At 58.3% G+C, this 17,284-nt stretch carries 12 protein-coding genes; 5 read left to right on the forward strand and 7 right to left on the reverse strand.

The genetic code is table 11. The annotated features are described in order from the left end of the window. Positions 1 to 44: 44 nt before the first annotated feature. Positions 45 to 1,451: a glutamate--ammonia ligase gene (gene glnA / locus ACTH3D_RS02865; RefSeq protein WP_441665052.1), complete on the reverse strand. Its 1,407-nt coding sequence runs from the start codon at positions 1,449 to 1,451 to the stop codon at positions 45 to 47. 679 nt (positions 1,452 to 2,130) lie between these two features. Between glnA and ACTH3D_RS02870 the strand changes: the two genes are divergently transcribed. Beyond that, positions 2,131 to 3,738: an ABC transporter permease gene (locus ACTH3D_RS02870; RefSeq protein WP_441665074.1), complete on the forward strand. Its 1,608-nt coding sequence runs from the start codon at positions 2,131 to 2,133 to the stop codon at positions 3,736 to 3,738. On the opposite strand, the gene ACTH3D_RS02875 is transcribed toward ACTH3D_RS02870, so the two are convergent. Then, positions 3,700 to 4,776 carry an ABC transporter ATP-binding protein gene (locus ACTH3D_RS02875; RefSeq protein WP_441665076.1) on the reverse strand — a complete coding sequence of 359 codons (1,077 nt, stop codon included), beginning with the start codon at positions 4,774 to 4,776 and terminating at the stop codon, positions 3,700 to 3,702. The genes ACTH3D_RS02870 and ACTH3D_RS02875 overlap by 39 nt on opposite strands. A 398-nt stretch (positions 4,777 to 5,174) precedes the next feature. Between ACTH3D_RS02875 and ACTH3D_RS02880 the strand changes: the two genes are divergently transcribed. Further along, positions 5,175 to 6,200 carry a Fe(3+) ABC transporter substrate-binding protein gene (locus ACTH3D_RS02880; protein WP_441665054.1) on the forward strand — a complete coding sequence of 342 codons (1,026 nt, stop codon included), beginning with the start codon at positions 5,175 to 5,177 and terminating at the stop codon, positions 6,198 to 6,200. Between the two features lie 96 nt (positions 6,201 to 6,296). Here the strand turns inward: ACTH3D_RS02880 and polA are convergent, their stop codons facing one another. Continuing rightward, positions 6,297 to 9,104, reverse strand: coding sequence for a DNA polymerase I (gene polA, locus ACTH3D_RS02885; protein WP_441665056.1), 2,808 nt, complete (start codon positions 9,102 to 9,104; stop codon positions 6,297 to 6,299). Between the two features lie 212 nt (positions 9,105 to 9,316). On the opposite strand from polA, the gene ACTH3D_RS02890 reads away from it, so the two are divergent. After that, positions 9,317 to 9,640 (forward strand): DUF2782 domain-containing protein, encoded by a 324-nt coding sequence (locus tag ACTH3D_RS02890; RefSeq protein ID WP_441665058.1) that lies wholly within the window; start codon positions 9,317 to 9,319, stop codon positions 9,638 to 9,640. A gap of 74 nt (positions 9,641 to 9,714) precedes the next feature. Then, a complete protein-coding gene (locus tag ACTH3D_RS02895) occupies positions 9,715 to 10,671 on the forward strand; it encodes a homoserine kinase (protein WP_441665060.1) in 957 nt (318 codons plus the stop codon). An 89-nt stretch (positions 10,672 to 10,760) separates the two neighbouring features. Here the strand turns inward: ACTH3D_RS02895 and ACTH3D_RS02900 are convergent, their stop codons facing one another. From ACTH3D_RS02900 to dctP, 4 genes are all read right to left on the reverse strand, one after another. Further along, complete coding sequence (locus ACTH3D_RS02900; RefSeq protein WP_441665062.1) at positions 10,761 to 11,441, reverse strand: fumarylacetoacetate hydrolase family protein; 681 nt, start codon at positions 11,439 to 11,441, stop codon at positions 10,761 to 10,763. A gap of 38 nt (positions 11,442 to 11,479) precedes the next feature. Beyond that, positions 11,480 to 12,814 (reverse strand): TRAP transporter large permease, encoded by a 1,335-nt coding sequence (locus ACTH3D_RS02905; protein ID WP_441665064.1) that lies wholly within the window; start codon positions 12,812 to 12,814, stop codon positions 11,480 to 11,482. Continuing rightward, a complete protein-coding gene (locus ACTH3D_RS02910) occupies positions 12,811 to 13,311 on the reverse strand; it encodes a TRAP transporter small permease subunit (protein ID WP_441665066.1) in 501 nt (166 codons plus the stop codon). The genes ACTH3D_RS02905 and ACTH3D_RS02910 overlap by 4 nt, the downstream gene beginning before the upstream one ends. Positions 13,312 to 13,488: 177 nt before the next feature. Continuing rightward, complete coding sequence (gene dctP / locus ACTH3D_RS02915) at positions 13,489 to 14,592, reverse strand: TRAP transporter substrate-binding protein DctP (RefSeq protein WP_441665068.1); 1,104 nt, start codon at positions 14,590 to 14,592, stop codon at positions 13,489 to 13,491. A 309-nt stretch (positions 14,593 to 14,901) separates the two neighbouring features. Between dctP and ACTH3D_RS02920 the strand changes: the two genes are divergently transcribed. After that, entirely contained in the window at positions 14,902 to 17,079 is a 2,178-nt protein-coding gene (locus tag ACTH3D_RS02920; RefSeq protein ID WP_441665070.1) for a tRNA(Met) cytidine acetyltransferase TmcA, read from the forward strand. Positions 17,080 to 17,284: the final 205 nt, after the last annotated feature.

The following is a 17,284-nucleotide window of genomic DNA, read 5'->3' on the forward strand; positions in this document are numbered from 1 at the left end:
CATAAAAAGGGCGCCTGGTGGCGCCCTCAGTGTTCAGTTAGCGATCAACAGCTGTAGTACATGTCGAACTCGATCGGGTGAGTCGCCATGCGCAGCCGCTCAACCTCGATCTTCTTGAGCTCGATATAGGCATCAATCATATCGTCGGTGAACACGCTGCCTTCGGTAAGGAAGGCACGGTCAGCGTCGAGGGCATCGAGCGCCTGCGCTAGGCTTTCGGCCACGGTGGGGATGGCCTTGCCTTCTTCCGGTGGCAGGTCATAGAGGTTCTTGTCCATGGCATCGCCGGGGTGGATCTTATTCTTGATGCCGTCGATGCCGGCCATCAACAGTGCCGCAAAACACAGATAGGGGTTGGCGGTCGGATCCGGAAAGCGGGTTTCGACGCGCTTACCCTTGGGGCTGGCGGTGTAGGGGATGCGGATCGACGCTGAGCGGTTGCGCGCGCTGTAGGCTAGCATCACCGGCGCTTCGAAGCCCGGCACTAGACGCTTATAGGAGTTGGTGGAGGCGTTACAGAAGGCGTTCAGTGCCCGGGCGTGCTTGATCACGCCGCCAATGTAATACAGCGCCATCTCGGACAGCCCGGCGTACTGGTCTCCGGCGAATTGGTTGATGCCGTCCTTCCAGAACGACTGGTGTACGTGCATGCCGCTACCGTTGTCGCCGACCAGCGGCTTGGGCATGAAGGTGGCGGTCTTACCGTAGGCGTGGGCCACGTTGTGGATCACGTACTTCATTTCCTGCACTTCGTCGGCTTTCTTGACCAGGGTGTTGAACTTGACCCCGATCTCGTTTTGCCCAGCGTTGGCGACTTCGTGATGGTGCACTTCGACGCTCTGGCCGATGGCTTCCAGGGTGTTACACATGGCACCACGGATGTCGTGGAAGCTGTCGACTGGTGGCACCGGGAAGTAGCCGCCCTTGAGGCGTGGGCGGTGACCGTGGTTGCCGCCCTCGATCACGCTGTCGGTGGCCCAGGCGCCTTCTTCGGAAGAAATCTTGAACATGGAGCCCTGAACATCAGTTTTCCAGTGCACTTCGTCGAAGATAAAGAACTCGGGCTCCGGGCCGAAAAAGGCGGTATCGCCAAGGCCGGTAGACTGCAGGAAAGCCTCTGCGCGCTTGGCGATGGAGCGTGGGTCCCGTTCGTAGCCCTGCATGGTGACGGGCTCGATGATGTCACAGCGTAGAATCAGCGTAGTGTCTTCGGTGAAGGGATCGAGAAAGGCGGTGCCGTCGTCCGGGCGCAGGATCATGTCGGACTCGTTGATTCCTTTCCAGCCGGGGATTGATGAGCCATCGAACATCTGACCGTTCTCGAAAAACTCCTCATCGACAGCGCTGGCCGGGATGGTGACGTGTTGTTCCTTGCCACCGGTATCGGTGAAGCGTAGATCAACCCATTTGACGTTGTGTTCTTCGATAAGGGCGAGAGTCTTGTCGGACATGAGTATCCTCCAGAGTGGACGGTAGGGCAAAAATATATCTGCAAAAAGGCGCTGGGCTGACCTTGTAGCACGACTGCCGCTGACTTCCCATGGTACGGGGCTCAATGGCTGTCACACAGCTGTTTATAGTATGCGTGTCGTGATATGAAATAATAATGCACGAACCGTGCCAGTTTTTACATTTTCAACCCATATTTTTTATCTCTCTGAGTTACCGTAGGTTTTTTTGTTTTCTGACAGCCCTCAGCAATGCACGCTCTTTGTGAGCTGACACGCTAAGCCGTTACTTGGGTGCTGTTTTGCACCAAAACAATGCGAGTATGATGGTATTTGCCCTGTTTTGGTGCGATGTCTGGGGCCTGCTTTGAGGCCGTGACGCATCTCTTCAGTCGATCTGATGTGAGTTCTACATGTTCACTTTATCTGACATTTGCGCGGGCAGGCGGAATAGCGAAGAAGCCAGCTGCAGCCGAGCGGCTCAACTGATAATATTCTTGCCGGTAAACCACTCTCATTGCGATGTTGCCTCCCCCTTACCGGCAAGGAGTTACCTGTGTCCCGAACCACCACCTCCACGCCCGCTTCGACGAAGCGCCGGCTGTTGCAGCGTTTTGATCTGTGGAGTGTTCTGACGCTGAGCATTGCCGCAGTGGTAGCGCTACCGGTGATCGTGATACTGATGCATATCTTCATGCCGATGGGCGATGTCTGGTCACACTTGGCCAGTACGGTGCTGCCGCGCTACCTGCTCAACACCCTGTTTCTGGTGTTTGCCGTGGGCATTGGTACCTTTGTGATCGGCACCGGTACCGCCTGGCTGGTGGTGATGTGCCGCTTCCCGGGGCGGCGGATCTTTGAGTGGGCCATGCTGTTGCCGCTGGCGGTACCCACTTATGTAATTGCCTACGCCTATACTGACTTCTTCCAGTACGCAGGGCCGGTGCAGACGTTGTTGCGCGATCTGTTTGGTTGGGATCGAGGAGATTACTGGTTCCCAAATGTCCGCTCTCTGCCTGGTGCGGCAGTGCTGATTACCATGGTGCTTTACCCCTATGTGTACATGCTGGCGCGGGCGGCTTTTCTTGAACAGTCGGCCGGTGTGCTTGATGTAGGGCGTACTCTGGGACGCGGCCCCTGGCGCTTGTTTTCCACCATTGCCGTGCCACTGGCAAGACCTGCCATTGTTGGCGGGGTGTCGCTGGCGCTGATGGAAACCCTCAATGAGTTTGGCGCGGTGCAGTATTTTGGCGTGGATACCTTTACTACTGGCATCTATCGCACCTGGTTCGGTATGGGCGAGCAGATTGCTGCGGCTCAGCTGGCGGCCTGCCTGCTGGCGTTCGTGATTGTTTTTGTGCTGCTGGAGCGCTGGTCGCGCGGCAAGCGGCGCTATTATCAGACGGCCAGTCGTTACCAGCAGTTGCAGTACTTTGAGCTTCGAGGTGGTAAGGCAATAGCGGCGGTGGCGGCGTGCTTTGCCCCAGTACTGATAGGCTTCATTCTACCCGGTGCCCTGCTGGGGCATATGGCCATGCGCACCGGAGACAGCCTGCTGGGCAGTGAGTTCGTGTCGATAGCCGGTAACAGTCTGATACTGGCGACCCTTGCGGCGCTGGTGGCCGTTGGGTTCGGCCTGCTGCTCAGCTATGGTGCGCGCCTGCACCCCGGCACCCTGACACGTACCGCCACGCGCATTGCCGCCATGGGGTATGCCATTCCGGGCTCGGTGGTGGCGGTGGGCATCCTGATTCCTTTTGCCTGGCTCGATCACACCCTGAATACCTACACCCGGGATCATTACGACATGATTGTGGGGCTGATCTTCAGCGGCTCGGCATTCATCCTGATCTATGCCTATGTGGTGCGCTTTCTGGCGGTGTCCTTTAACGCTCTAGAGGCCAGCCTGGGGAAGGTCACGCCGAGCATGGATGCCGCGTCGCGCACTCTGGGCAAGACGGCTGGCGGCACGCTACGCCGGATACATACGCCGATCATGCGCGGCAGCTTGCTGGCTGCGGGCATTCTGGTGTTTGTAGATGTGATGAAGGAGCTGCCGGCCACCATCATTCTGCGGCCATTCAACTTCGATACGTTGGCGGTGCGCGCGCACAACCTGGCGGCAGACGAGCGGCTGGCTGAAGCCGCTACCTCGTCGCTGACGATTGTGGCAGTCGGTATCATCCCGGTGGTGTTGCTGAGTATTGCGATGCGGGGCTCTCGCCCCAGCAAGTCCGCATCCAGAAAGGAGTCAGCTGCTTTCTTCGACAGGGAAGACGAACACCTGTGAGCAGTCCAGGTCCAGGCTGATGGGTTGGCCTTCACACGGCAGAAATACACCCGGTACCCGGGCATGCATGTGGGTCTCGTCACCGTCATCGCCGTGGGCGCAGATATGCACCAGGCTTGTGCGTCCCAGCAGGCGTGCCATCAATACATGGCTGTTGCGCTCGTCGGCGTGGTCGGAGGCTGGCGCTTGATCCAGTGTCTTGACGCACAGTGCTTCGGGGCGAACCATGACGCGCACCAGGGTGCCATCTTCCAGACCACGGGCATCAACCTCACCGACTGGAGTGATGACCCGCCCCTGCCAGACCACGCCCGACAGTTCGTTGACCTCGCCAAAGAAGCGCACCACGAAGGGGTCATTGGGTGTGCAGTAAAGCTCCTGTGGCGTGCCGATCTGGACAATACGGCCTTCACGCATCAGGGCGATGCGATCGGCCATGAACATGGCTTCTTCCGGATCGTGGGTGACTAGCAGGGCACCGGCGCCGACATCTTTCAGGACGTGCAGCGTATCGTCACGAATCTGGTCACGTAGCCGAGCATCCAGGCTGGAAAACGGCTCATCCAATAGCATCAGCTGCGGTGAGGGGGCCAGCGCCCGGGCCAGAGCTACACGCTGTTGCTGACCGCCTGACAGGGTGTGTGGGTACTCTTGGGCGAAGCGCTCCATACCCAGCTGTTCCAGCAGGCTCATGGCGCGCTGTTTACGTTCCCGGGCTGGCAGCGATTCAAGCCCGAACACGACGTTCTCCAGCACACTGAGGTGGGGGAACAGCGCGGACTCCTGGAAGGCCAGGCCGACGTTGCGTTTCTCCGGGGGCAGGTGGCGCATGCCCGCCTGTCCGACCACCTTGCCATTGAGTGTGACGCTGCCCTGTTGAACCCGCTCCAGGCCAGCCACAATACGTAGCAGAGTAGTCTTGCCGCAGCCGGATGGGCCGAGCAGGCAGACCACTTCACCTTGATAGACCTCAAGGTCAACATGCTCAACGGCGCTGTGGTCGCTGTCGCCGTCATAAGAATGACGAATGTTGCGCATCGTCAGCACGGGCGTGCGGTCAGGAGCAGGACATCTGCCACACTGTTGCTGGGCCTGCTGCTGGGGTGGCGAAGCCACAAGGGGCGTCGCTGTCTGGGTATTGGGCATGGGCGAAATATCCCGACCGTTGTTGATTCGACTGCAATGATAACGCGAAAGCTTCCCAAATGCGTTGCTATTTTGGTTATATCCCTGCTTGGTGTTTGGTGACGCTGGGATAAAACTCGTTGTTTCAGCGGCTAATGTTGTTGCCTTTGTTGATCAGGGTCAGGGAAATGCAAATGGGACTTGACGCGAAGGAATAGGCGCGCTTCAATGCAGAAGTTAAATGCAATTCGTTATCATTCTCTCATGGTTTCTTTCAACACTTCTTTTTTCAAAGCCAACCGAGGTAACTGATGTCTACGCAACGTCGAATCGTCCTCCCTCTAGCTGCCCTTATGGCCAGCGCCAGTTTTGCCGTTCAGGCCGCCGAGGAAGTCAACATCTACTCTGCGCGCCATTACGACTCTGACCAGGCGCTGTATGACGCCTTTACCGAAGAAACGGGCATCAAGGTCAATGCGTTGCAGGGTGACTCAGACCAGCTGATCCAGCGCATCAAGCGCGAGGGCGCAGCCAGTCCGGCTGATGTCATGGTCACTGTAGATGCCGGCCGCCTGTGGCGCGGCGAGCAAGAAGACATTTTCGACAGCGTTGAGTCTGATGTGCTCAATGAGCGCTTGCCTGACTCCATGCGCCATCCTGATGGCAAGTGGTTTGGCTTCAGCCAGCGGGCAAGGGTGATTTTCTATAATCCGGAAAAAATTGATCCGGCTGATGTTGCCACCTACGAAGCGCTGGCCGATCCGCAGTTCGAAGGCGAAGTCTGCATTCGTTCTTCCAACAGCATTTACAACCAGTCACTGTTGGCTTCAATGATCTCTCACCACGGTGAAGAAGAAGCTGAAAAATGGGCCCAGGGCGTGGTTAATAACCTGGCGCGTGATCCAGAAGGTGGTGACCGCGACCAGCTACGTGGCGTGGCCAGCGGTGAGTGTGATGTTGCCGTTAGCAACCACTACTACTATGTGCGCATGATGAACTCTGATGATGCCAAGGATCGTGAAGTAGCTGAGAAGGTCGAGATCCTGTTCCCCAATCAGGATGACCGCGGTGTTCATGTCAACGTTGGCGGTGCTGGTGTCGTGAAGGGCGCACCTAACCGTGATAACGGCGTACGCTTCCTTGAGTTCCTGTCGTCTGATGAAGCCCAGCACCTGTTGGCCAGTGGCAACTATGAGTTCCCAGTGGTTGATGGTGTGGAGATGAATGAAACGCTGGTGGGTTGGGGCGAGTTCAAGAAAGATGACCTGAACATTAGCGAGCTGGGCAACAACAATCCCGAAGCGGTGAAGATCTTCGACCGTGTCGGCTGGCGTTAAGTTTGGGCGGCTAGCCGCCTGACAGCCGTACCGGAAGACAAGGCCCGCGACAGTTCAACTGTTGCGGGCCTTGGGGTTTATATCTTCAGGCTATCTTTAATGCGCCTCATCCCAGTTGGCGCCGTGCTTGGCTTCGACGTCCAGTGCTACGTCCAGTTGGGCAGCGTTCTTCATGCGCGCCTTCACTTCGGCCATAAATGCTTCGGCTTGGTCTTCTTTGACTTCAAAGACTAGCTCATCGTGGACTTGCATAACCATCCAGGCGTCGAAGGCGTCGCTGCTGTCTGCATGGGCCTGGGATTGCAGCCACTCATCCACGTCGATCATGGCGCGCTTGATAACATCTGCCGCGGTGCCCTGCATCGGTGCGTTGATGGCGGTACGCTCGGCGCCTTGGCGGCGGGCGCGGTTCTGGGCATGAATTTCCGGCAAATACAGCCGCCGCCCCATCACCGTTTCGACGAAGCCGTCTTCTGCCGCCTGGGCTCGGATGCGCTCCATGTAGCGTGCTACGCCGGGATAGCGGTCGAAGTAGCGTTCGATATACACCTTGGCCTGGCTCTGCTCGATATGCAGCTGACGAGCCAGCCCCCAGGCGCTCATGCCGTAGATCAGCCCGAAGTTGATGGCCTTAGCGCTGCGTCGCTGATCATCGCTGACCTTGTCCAGTGCCACACCGAAGACCTCCGCGGCAGTCGCGGCGTGAATGTCGCGGCCGTCGGTAAACGCCTGCAACAGGCCTTTATCTTCAGAGAGATGTGCCATGATGCGCAGCTCGATCTGCGAGTAGTCGGCGGCCACGATACGGTAGCCGGGCCGGGCGATGAAGGCCTGACGGATGCGTCGGCCTTCTTCATTGCGGATCGGGATGTTCTGCAGGTTGGGGTCGGATGACGACAGCCGACCGGTAGCGGTGACCGCCTGATGGTAACTGGTGTGCAGGCGTCCAGTGGCTGGGTCTACCAGCTTGGGCAGCTTGTCGGTGTAGGTGGAGCGTAGCTTGGACAGGCCACGGTGCTCCATGATCACCTTGGGCAGAGGGTAGTCCAGTGCCAGCTCTTCGAGTACCGCTTCGGCGGTAGAGGGTGCGCCTTTCGGAGTCTTCTTGAGCACCGGGATGCCCTGTTCCTCGAATAGGATCTCACCCAGCTGCTTGGGCGAGCTCAGGTTGAACTCGCGCCCGGCCAGCTCATAGGCTCTGGTTTCCAGCTCACGGATGCGCTCACCTAGCTGCTGGCTGTGAGTATGCAGGCGTTTGGCATCCAGTGCGACGCCGTTACGCTCCATGCGTGACAGCACGCGAATCAGTGGCTGTTCCAGCTGATCGAGCACGTCGGCCAGGCGGCCGGTGGCATCGATTCTGGGGCGCAGGTAGCGGTGCAGGCGCAGGGTGATATCCACATCTTCGCAGGCGTAGGGCACCGCTTGCTCCATGGCAACTTGATTGAAGGTCAGCTGCTTGGCACCTTTGCCGGCCACCGCTTCAAAAGAAGTGGTCGTTTCGCCCAGATATTTCAGCGCTAGCGAGTCCATGTCGTGGCGGGTGGCGGTGGAATCGAGTACGTAGGACTCCAGCATGGTGTCGATCAAGGGACCTTTGACTTCAATGCTGTAGCGCGCCAGCACCGAGATATCGTATTTGAGGTTCTGGCCAATTTTGGCAATGCGTTCATCGCCGAGCACCTCGCCAAGTGCTGCTAGGGTCGTCTTGCGATCAAGTTGCTCGGGGGCATCTAAATAATCGTGACCCAGCGGAATATAGGCCGCCTCACCCGCTTCCAGCGCCAGGCCGACACCGACGATATCGGCTTCCATGTAGTTCAGGCTGGTGGTTTCCAGGTCGAAACAGAAGGCCTCGGCCTTGCGCAGCCGCGCAAGCCAGTCGTCAAGCTGAGCCTGTTCGACGATGATCGTATCAACTCGCGCCGCGCTAGCGGTGTGTGATGTCTCCTCACTGCCGTTGTCGCTATCCGAGTCAGCTGCATCAAGCGAGCTGCCGCGCCGGATATCATCTACACCTTCGTCCTTGCCTTCCAGCAGCTCGGCCAGCCAGGCCTTGAATTCAAGTTGGCGGTAGAGCGATTTGAGCGCTTCGCGGTCGGGTTCGGCAATGGCTAGGTCGTCCAGCCCATGTTCCAGTTCGCAGTCGGTCTTGATGGTGGCCAGACGATACGACAGATAAGCTTGATCGCGGTGCTCCTCAAGCTTCTTGGGCAGCGTCTTAGCGCCACGAAATGATAGTGTTTTTACTTTGTCGAGATCGGCATAGATGGTGTCGAGTCCTCCTTTCATGCCCTGCAGCAGACCTAGCGCGGTTTTTTCACCCACCCCAGGCACGCCGGGAATGTTGTCGACCTTGTCGCCCATTAGCGCCAGAAAATCGATGATCAGCGACGGCGGCAGGCCGAACTTTCCCTCAACACCGGCCACATCGAGCGTTTCATCATTCATGGTGTTGACCAGCGTGATGTGCTCGTTGACCAGCTGGGCCATGTCCTTGTCGCCGGTGGAAATCACCGCGTCGCGACCGGCCTCGGTGGCCAGGCGCGCCAAGGTGCCGATGACATCGTCGGCCTCGACTCCGTCAATACAGAGCAGCGGCAGTCCCAGGGCTTTTACGCACTCGTGCAGCGGAGCAATCTGGGCGCGCAGGTCATCGGGCATCGGTGGACGGTTGGCCTTGTACTGGTCGAAGAACTCATCGCGGAAGGTCTTGCCCGGCGCATCGAAGACCACCGCCATAGGGCTTTTCGGGTAATCCTTGATCAGCCGCTTGAGCATGTTGAGCACGCCACGAATGGCGCCGGATGGTTGGCCATCCGAGGTGGTCAGTGGTGGCAGGGCGTGAAAGGCACGGTACAGGTAGGAGGAACCGTCGACGAGAACGATGGGCGTGTCAGTCATGAGTCGGTGTCCGTCAGATAGTTAGGCTATAAATGGGTATATGGGAGCCATGATACGCATTGCAGACCTGCTTTGCCCTGCCGGCATCCGTCTGGCAGAGTGCCGCTATCAATACGGAGCAGGTCAGTATGGAACTGACTGGTATTGCGCCGTTCTATACTGAGCAGAAGCAGGAGTGAGAAACCGCTTGCTGTCTGCCTGGGAGAACCACAATGAATCTGCAACACGTCATATCTTTACGGGCCATGTCTCCACGGACCATGTTTTCACACAGCATACTCGCTGTGCTAATAAGCCTGGTGCTGGGGGTGGCACTGTTGTCAGTGCCGGTACTGGCCGCTGAACCCGATGTGACCGTGCGTCAGGAAAGCCAGCGCACGGTGAAGGAGTATCGGCTTGATGGCCATCTGTTCGCCATTGAGGTTCAGCCCGAGAACGGCAAGGCCTATGTGCTGCTGGATCGCAATGGAAATGGAAACTTCGAGCGGGTGTCTCCGGGCAAGGTGCCCGTTCCCGACTGGGTGAAGCGTCGCTGAAGGCGTATCATGCGTCGTGTGACGCGGCGCAGTTGGTTACAATAGCGCCTTGGCAAACCCGGTTGAGATGACAAATGGCCGTATTTACACCGCTTGACGACGCCCAGGTAGCGGCGTTTTTGGAACGCTATAGTGTGGGCTCGCTGGTTTCCCTGGCGGGCGTGCCTGCCGGCACTGAAAACAGTACCTTCTTTGTTACCACCGATCAGCGCGAGCTGGTGCTGACGCTGTTCGAGCAGGGTGACAAGGCCGAGCTGCCATTTTTTGTCAGCCTGCTGGATTACCTGGATGAGCACCGTCTGCCGGTGCCCGGCCCGGTGCATGACCGCGAAGGAATTGCTCTGCACAGCCTGGCCGAAAAACCCGCGTTGCTGTTTCCGCGCCTGCCCGGGTCTTATCCCAAGCGGCCCAATCTGAACCAGTGCCAGACGCTGGGGGACACCTTAGGGCGCATGCATCGTGTGTCACAGCACTTTACCGGTCATCGCCCGAACCCTCGTGATCTGCACTGGTTATTGGCCATGCACACCCAGGTGCTAGGCTATATTTCCAGCGACGACCAGACGTTGATGAAGAACGAAGTCGATCGTTATCAGGACGCGCTCTCTGGCGTGGAGTTGCCCCAAGGCGCAATTCATGGCGATTTGTTTCGCGATAACACCCTGTATGATGGCGACCGGCTGGGTGGCATCATTGATTTCTACAATGGCTGCACCGGCGATTTACTGTTCGATCTGGCTATTGTCATCAACGACTGGGCGACTGAACCGGATGGCCGGCTCAACGTTGAGCGTCATGATGTGTTGCTCGGTGCCTACCTGGCCCAGCGTCCGTTGACGCCAGCCGAGCGCAAATTGTGGCCGACCATGTTGTGTATGACGGCGTTGCGTTACTGGCTGTCGCGTCTGCTGGTGGTGTATGTTGATCCGCCGGCCCACGATCTTACGCCCCATGATCCTGAGCAGTTCCGCATTATCCTCAAACGCCGTATTGAAGAAGGCGCGCTGCCGTTGCCAGAGCCTGATGCTTAAGTACAGTTGAAACTAATGAAAAAGCCGTCGATCTCGACGGCTTTTTCAGTTTAAGCACGCATCAGATGATGCGTTCGTTTATCGAGCCGCTACTCTGTTACCCGGGTAGTCACCTTCAGGTGGCTTGTCTGCCCGTCGCCCAGTGTGAATGCCAGCTCGCTGTCGGGTTCCAGCACGCCGACGCCAGCAGGGGTGCCGGTTAGCACGACGTCGCCCGGCAGCAGGGTGAAATGGCGGCTCATTTCTGCCAGCAGCTGCGGAATCGGGAACAGCATCTCTGATACCACACCGTGCTGACGTAAGGTGCCGTTGATTGATAGCGTAAAGCTCAGCGCCGGCCAGTCCGGTATCGCCTCAAGTGCCACAAACGGCGATAGCGGGCAGGCGCCGTCAAAGCCCTTGGCGACTTCCCAGGGGTGGCCTTTTTCCTTGAGCTGCGACTGCAGCTCGCGCAGGGTCAAATCCAGCCCCAGGCCGATGCCCGCTACCGCACGCTCAGCCTGTTCGGGGCTGACGTGGCTCAATGGCTCACCGATCAATAGCGCAAGCTCGGTTTCGAAGTGAACCGGCTCGCCATGGCCGCTATTTACCCTCAGCGGCTTGCCCAGCTCGACGGCGCTGGTGGCTGGCTTGATGAACAGCAGTGGCGCTGACGGTACCGGGTTGTTCAGCTCTTTGGCATGTTCGGCGTAGTTGCGGCCTACGCAGACGATCTTGCCCAGCGGCTGAGTAAACGCTTGGCCGTCAGCAAACTGCAGCTTGAAGCTCATGGCGGCTTCTCCTTTCGCCAGTTGTCTTGTCATTTGCGTCAGCGTCCCAGCAGCAGGCTAGGCAGGCCAGTCACCAGCACTGGGAAGAAGGCCATCAGCACGCACGCCAGCAGGATCAGGGCACAGAACGGAATGACCGCGCGGTACAGATCCAGGGTTTCAATTTCCGGCGGCGCCACGCCTTTTAGGTAGAACAGCGCATAACCGAACGGCGGTGTAAGGAAGGAGGTCTGCAACACCACAGCCACCATGACCACGAACCATAGAACATCCACTCCCATGCTTTCAACAATGGGCAGCATGATCGGGAAGCTGAGCAGCACGATGCCTGTCCAGTCCAGAAACATCCCCAGTATGAACACCAGGAACAGCATCAGGATCAGCGCACCAATGGTACCGCCAGGCATGGCCAGCACCAGCTCGCTGATGACATTCATACCACCGCCACGCGAGAACACGCCGGTAAAAGCAGTGGCTCCGACCAGCACCAGCATGACCATGGTGGTGGTTTTGCTCGCTTCGATGAGCGTCCAGTAACAGGTTGAGACCTTACGGTCGCCGAAGATCATGAACAGGATGAAGGCAATGAAAACACCAATCGCTGACGCTTCGGTGGCCGTGGCGATGCCGGTGAACAGGGCACCTAGCACGCCCAGAATCAGCGACATTGGCGGCAGCACGTACTTCGCCAGCATGATCAGTAGCTGCTTGGTGGATATTTGGGCGCGCTCTTCAGCAGGTACTTTTGGCCCATAGCTTGGCTTGATCATGCAGATGATCAGTACGTAGAGCGCGTACATCACACCGAGCATCAGGCCCGGCACCAAGGCACCGGCAAACAGCGCACCTACCGAGACCTGCGAGTAGCTGGCCATCAGGATCAGCATGATGCTGGGTGGAATCAGGATACCCAGGCAGCCGCTGGCCATGATGACCCCAGTGCTCAGCTCCTTGTTATAGGAATACTTGAGCATCGGTACCAGGGCGATCATGCCCATTACCGCGATGGAGGCACCAACGATGCCTGTGGTGGCGGCCAGCAGCACCGAGACGATAACCACGGTCAATGCCAGGCCACCGCGCAGGTTGGCAAGCAGCAGGCGCATGGTGTCAAACATTTTCTCGGTGACGCCAGAGTCGTTGAGAAAGCGCGCCATCAGAATGAACAGCGGGATGGCCACCAGGACATAGTTGTCCATGGAGTTGCCATAGATGTTGTTGATCAGGGTGCCAAGCACCTTGATTCCTGGGCCCAGCAGTGCGCCCATCACAGCTACGCCGCCCAGCACAAAAGCCAGCGGATGGCCCATGAACAGGCCGATCAGCAGGCCGCTGAACATGAAAAGAGTAAGGAGCTCAGGACTCAGGTTCATGCGGCTTCCTCCCGCAATACTTGAATGGCGCGCAGTACAATAGCGATAGCCTGCAGCAGGAGAAGAACAGCAGTAACAAAGATCACGCCTTTTACCGGGTACACTGGAATCGATACCATGCCGTAAGTCGTCTCACCGCGGCTGAAGGAGCGCTCGAAGAAGTACCAGCTGTAGGTCAGCAGCATCCAGATGAAGGGGGTAAAGAAGATCACATAGCCCAGCAGGTCGATAATCGCGCGGCCACGCAGCGACAGCAGACGTTTCACCACGTCAACTTCCACATGCACATGGTGTCGCAGGCCGTAAGCAGCCATCAGCATGAAGTGGGCACCAAACAGCATTTTTGTGACATCAAATGCCCAGTCGCTGGGGCGTCCGAAGAAAAAGCGCATGGCAATGTCATAGATCACGATCAGCGTGATGACGGCGAGCAGCGGAGCGATCAGGCGTCCGAACCATTCGTTGAGGGCATCGATGGCCCTGGCAATGGCATTCATGAAAGGGGCCTCGTGTGGCGTTGCCGTATGAGTTGAACCAGAAAAGGTGAGTCACCAGTAAGCTCGCCAGCAGGGGTGCGCCGGTAGAGATGAACTGCATGAAACAGTTCGGCCGCCGCCGCGAGGGCAGCGGCCGACTGTGACCCTGAATTTAACAGGTAAATGCACAGACCAGTATTACTCCATGCAGGCCTCGATTTCTTCCAGCGAAGGAAGGTTATCGATCACGCGGCTCATATTATAAGGCGCGCTGACATCGCGCCAGGTGGCGTAATCTTCCATGTAGGTGATCATGGAGTGGTACACCTTGGCGTGCAGCGGATCCTCACAGGCACCCTGAACGATCACTTCGTTGGTCACCTTCTGGATTTCGGCCAGATCCTCAGCAGACAGCTGGTTGATCTCGGTGCCATCTTCGATGAACTTCTTGGTGCCTTCGTTGGACTCACGCTCAGACCAGGCCAGCGACCAGGCCATGGTGGCGTCGGCGGCGATCTTCAGCTTCTCTTGGGTCTCTTCGGAGAGTGCGTCCCAGGCGTCCTTGTTGATCATCACGCCAAACACACTGGCCGACTGGTGCCAGCCGGGAACCGACCAGTTATCCGCCACTTCAGAGAAGCCAGCCTTGTAATCAACACCCGGCGTAGAGAACTCGCCGGCATCGATTACGCCACGCTCGATGGCCTGATAGATCTCGCCGCCTGCCAGGGTGACCTGAGAGCCGCCCAGCTTCTCCAGTACGCGACCCTGGTCACGGCCCGAGAGGCGCAGGCGCTTTCCTTCAAGCTCCGCGAGGCTGCCGATTGGCGTGTTACCGCGGAAGCCCGATTCGTTGTTGGTGATGCCGTAGGGCAGATACACCATGTTGTACTGGCCGTAGACCTCCTGATAGAGATCCCAGCCGCCCCACTGCTGGATCCAGTTCAGATAGTCCACGCCGTTGAATAGGCTGGTGGTGGTGGCCAGCGGCGAGAACGCCGGGCTCAAGCCAGCCCAGTAGCCGGGCCAGTCGCCGGCGGCTTCGATACTGCCGGTTTCAGTCGCGTCGAACACTTCGGTGCCGGGCATCAGGGTGCCGCCAGCGCGGAAGGTGATTTCCAGTTCGTCGCCGGCTAGCTTGTTGACCAGGTCGACCCAGTGGCGGTCAATCTGGATCAGGTCCAGGTTGTCCGGCCAGGTAGTCGTCATGGTCCACTCTTCCTTGGCCATGGCGCTGCTGCTCATGGTGGCCATGGTAATGCCGGCGGCCAATGCGGTCATGATGAACGGTGATCTCTTCATTGGTGCTCCCTTGATTGTCATTATTGCATCGTTTCGGAATAGCTGTGCTTTGGTGCGTCTGAAGATCACAAATACGCTAGCATGCTCAGGGCGCGAAATTCGAGGCTATCCTGTCATGCGGGTTCGACGCTAGTCGTATCGTTACCTACAGGTATCATATAAACATAAGTTTTTTTAAATCAAGAAGATGAGTTGTTTCCAAGCGAACGAAAGCTCGGCAAAATGGCTGAAAATCCGCGAAAAATCTTGAAGTTTCTCTGTAATAACCCCGCAAAGCCAGACCAAAGTTCAATGCCATAGGACGTAAAAATGCGAACAACAGCCCTACAAGCACTGGTTGATGCCCAGCAGCAGTTGCTGGTACGTCACTGGCGCGGGCTGGTATGGCTGCAAGGTGGAGCCGAAGACTGCCGACGCCGTGCACTGGCCTTGTGGAAGGTACTGTCGCCTGCCGCGCCACTATGGGTTACCGGCAGCGAGTCTATACCGTCAGAGCTGGCCAACTACGCGCTGCCCATGAGCAAGGCACGCCAGCTACTGGGCGCTGAGCGTGATCTGATTGTGATGGACGCGGTATCGCCGGGCGCCGGCTTTGACCCCGATGCCTTCGGCGCACTGTCTGGCACCTTGCAGGCCGGCGGACTGCTGGTGCTAATGACGCCCGAAAACTGGGGCACCGCCCCGGATGCTGATTATTCGCGGCTGGCAGCGCACCCTTGGAATGCCCAGGCGCTTACATCGCACTATTTGGCTCGGTTGGCTCGACTGCTGGGAGAGTCATTGCAGGTCATTGCTTGGTCCCCGGAGCAAGTACCGCAGATCCCTGAATGGCCGATAGCCAGTGAGCCTGCGCCGCGCCCCGATGATCCAGACTGCCTGACATGGGATCAGGCCGACGCCGTGGCCCGGCTGGTCTCATTACGCCGACGGCGGCCAGTGGTGATTACTGCCGATCGTGGGCGGGGGAAAAGCGCTGCCTTGGGTATTGCTTGCGCCAGACGCCTGGCAGATGGCGATGCGGAAATACTGGTTACCGCACCGCGACCCAGTGCCGTGGAGCCACTGTTCGAGCGGCTTGCTGTGCTGCGCCCAGATGGTGAGCGCCGTGGCCCAGCGTTTTATGCAGACGCTGGTGTTGTTCGCTTTATCGCCCCGGATGCGCTGAGTGAGCGGGTTGCGCGCGGTGAAGTTGGTGGTCCCGGCCAATGCCTGCTTGTGGATGAAGCAGCCGCGATTCCTGCTGCTTTGCTGGGCCAGTGGCTGAAGGCTTTTCCACGCTTGGCCTTTGCTACCACGGTACACGGCTATGAAGGTGCCGGGCGCGGCTTTGCACTGCGCTTTCGCCAGCGATTGGAAAAGCATACCCCTGACTGGCGCGCCATTCATTTGAACCAGCCGATCCGCTGGGCGGCAAACGACCCGCTGGAAGCACTGACCACCCAGCTGCTGATGCTAGATGCCGAACCCGTGCTGCCCGGCGGCGGCCCATTGCGCCGGGTTGAGTTGCCGGGGGCCGAGCTGAGTCGCGATGAGCTGCGCTTGCGGGCATTTTTTGGTCTGCTAGTACAAGCTCACTATCGTACGACACCGAGTGATTTACGCCGCCTGCTGGACGCACCAGATACACGACTGGTGGCGCTGGAGGATGACTCTGGCCCCCAAGCAGTAATGGTTGTAGCCGATGAAGGGGGCTTCTCCCCCGAGCTTGCCGAGCATGTCGCTCGTGGTGAGCGCCGTGTGCGAGGTCATCTGCTGGCGCAGTCGTTGGCCGCTCATGCTGGCGAGCGCGACGCTCTGACAGCCAGGCTGCGTCGGGTGCTGCGTATTGCCGTACATCCACAGCGCCGCAGGCAGGGGCTGGGCCACTGGATGATTGACTTAGAGCGCCAGCTGGCTGCCGCGCAGGGCATTGACTTGCTGGGCGCCAGTTTCGGCGCCGAACCAGGGTTGATGGCGTTCTGGCGCAGCGAAGGCATGAGCAGCGTGCGCCTGGGGTTGGCCCGGGAAACCTCCACTGGTGAGCACACCGTGATGACGCTGACCGCCACCAGTGCCCTGGGGCAGGCGCTGGAGCAGCGGTTGACACAGCGCTTTCACCGCCAGCTGTCCGGGCTGTTGGCCTTTGAGTTGCGCGAGCTGGTCCCTGAAGTCGCGCTGGCACTGCTGGCCGAAGCTCCCGGAGTTAACACTTGTAGCGACTGGCACGCCAGTGACGTGCAAGACCTTCAGGATGTGGCGTTGGCCAGCCGCGACGCCGCCATGGTGCGGCCTGCTATTCAGGCGCTGCTGCTGTCTTGCGTAAAGGACATGCAGATAGAGAGTCGCTCAAAAATGCTGGTGCTGTTAGTGGGTTGGGCATTTCAGGGGCGTAGCGATAGATGGCTAGCCACGCAGTTAGAGCTCACTGGCTCACGTCAAGTGGATGCTTGGCGACGTAAGCAGCTGGTGGAGTTATTGTCGATAGCTAAGAGATCACCTTTCCGCTAGGTAGTGAGTTGTGATCACAGGGTGAACGTCTAGTGTATCGCCTCGTTTCATCTCGCTGTGTTGTTCGATCATCGTCATCATCTAGCAGCCGCACTAACTAGGCCCACGTGTAGAATCTTCTGGATTGAAAACAATCGAATAGGTCGGTTGATCTAAGTGGCTATTCAAAATTTATCGTGCGCTCAGACCCGTAGCCGTCGAGTAG

Source organism: Halomonas sp. (genome assembly GCF_052095765.1).
In the GTDB taxonomy this organism is placed as follows: domain Bacteria; phylum Pseudomonadota; class Gammaproteobacteria; order Pseudomonadales; family Halomonadaceae; genus Halomonas.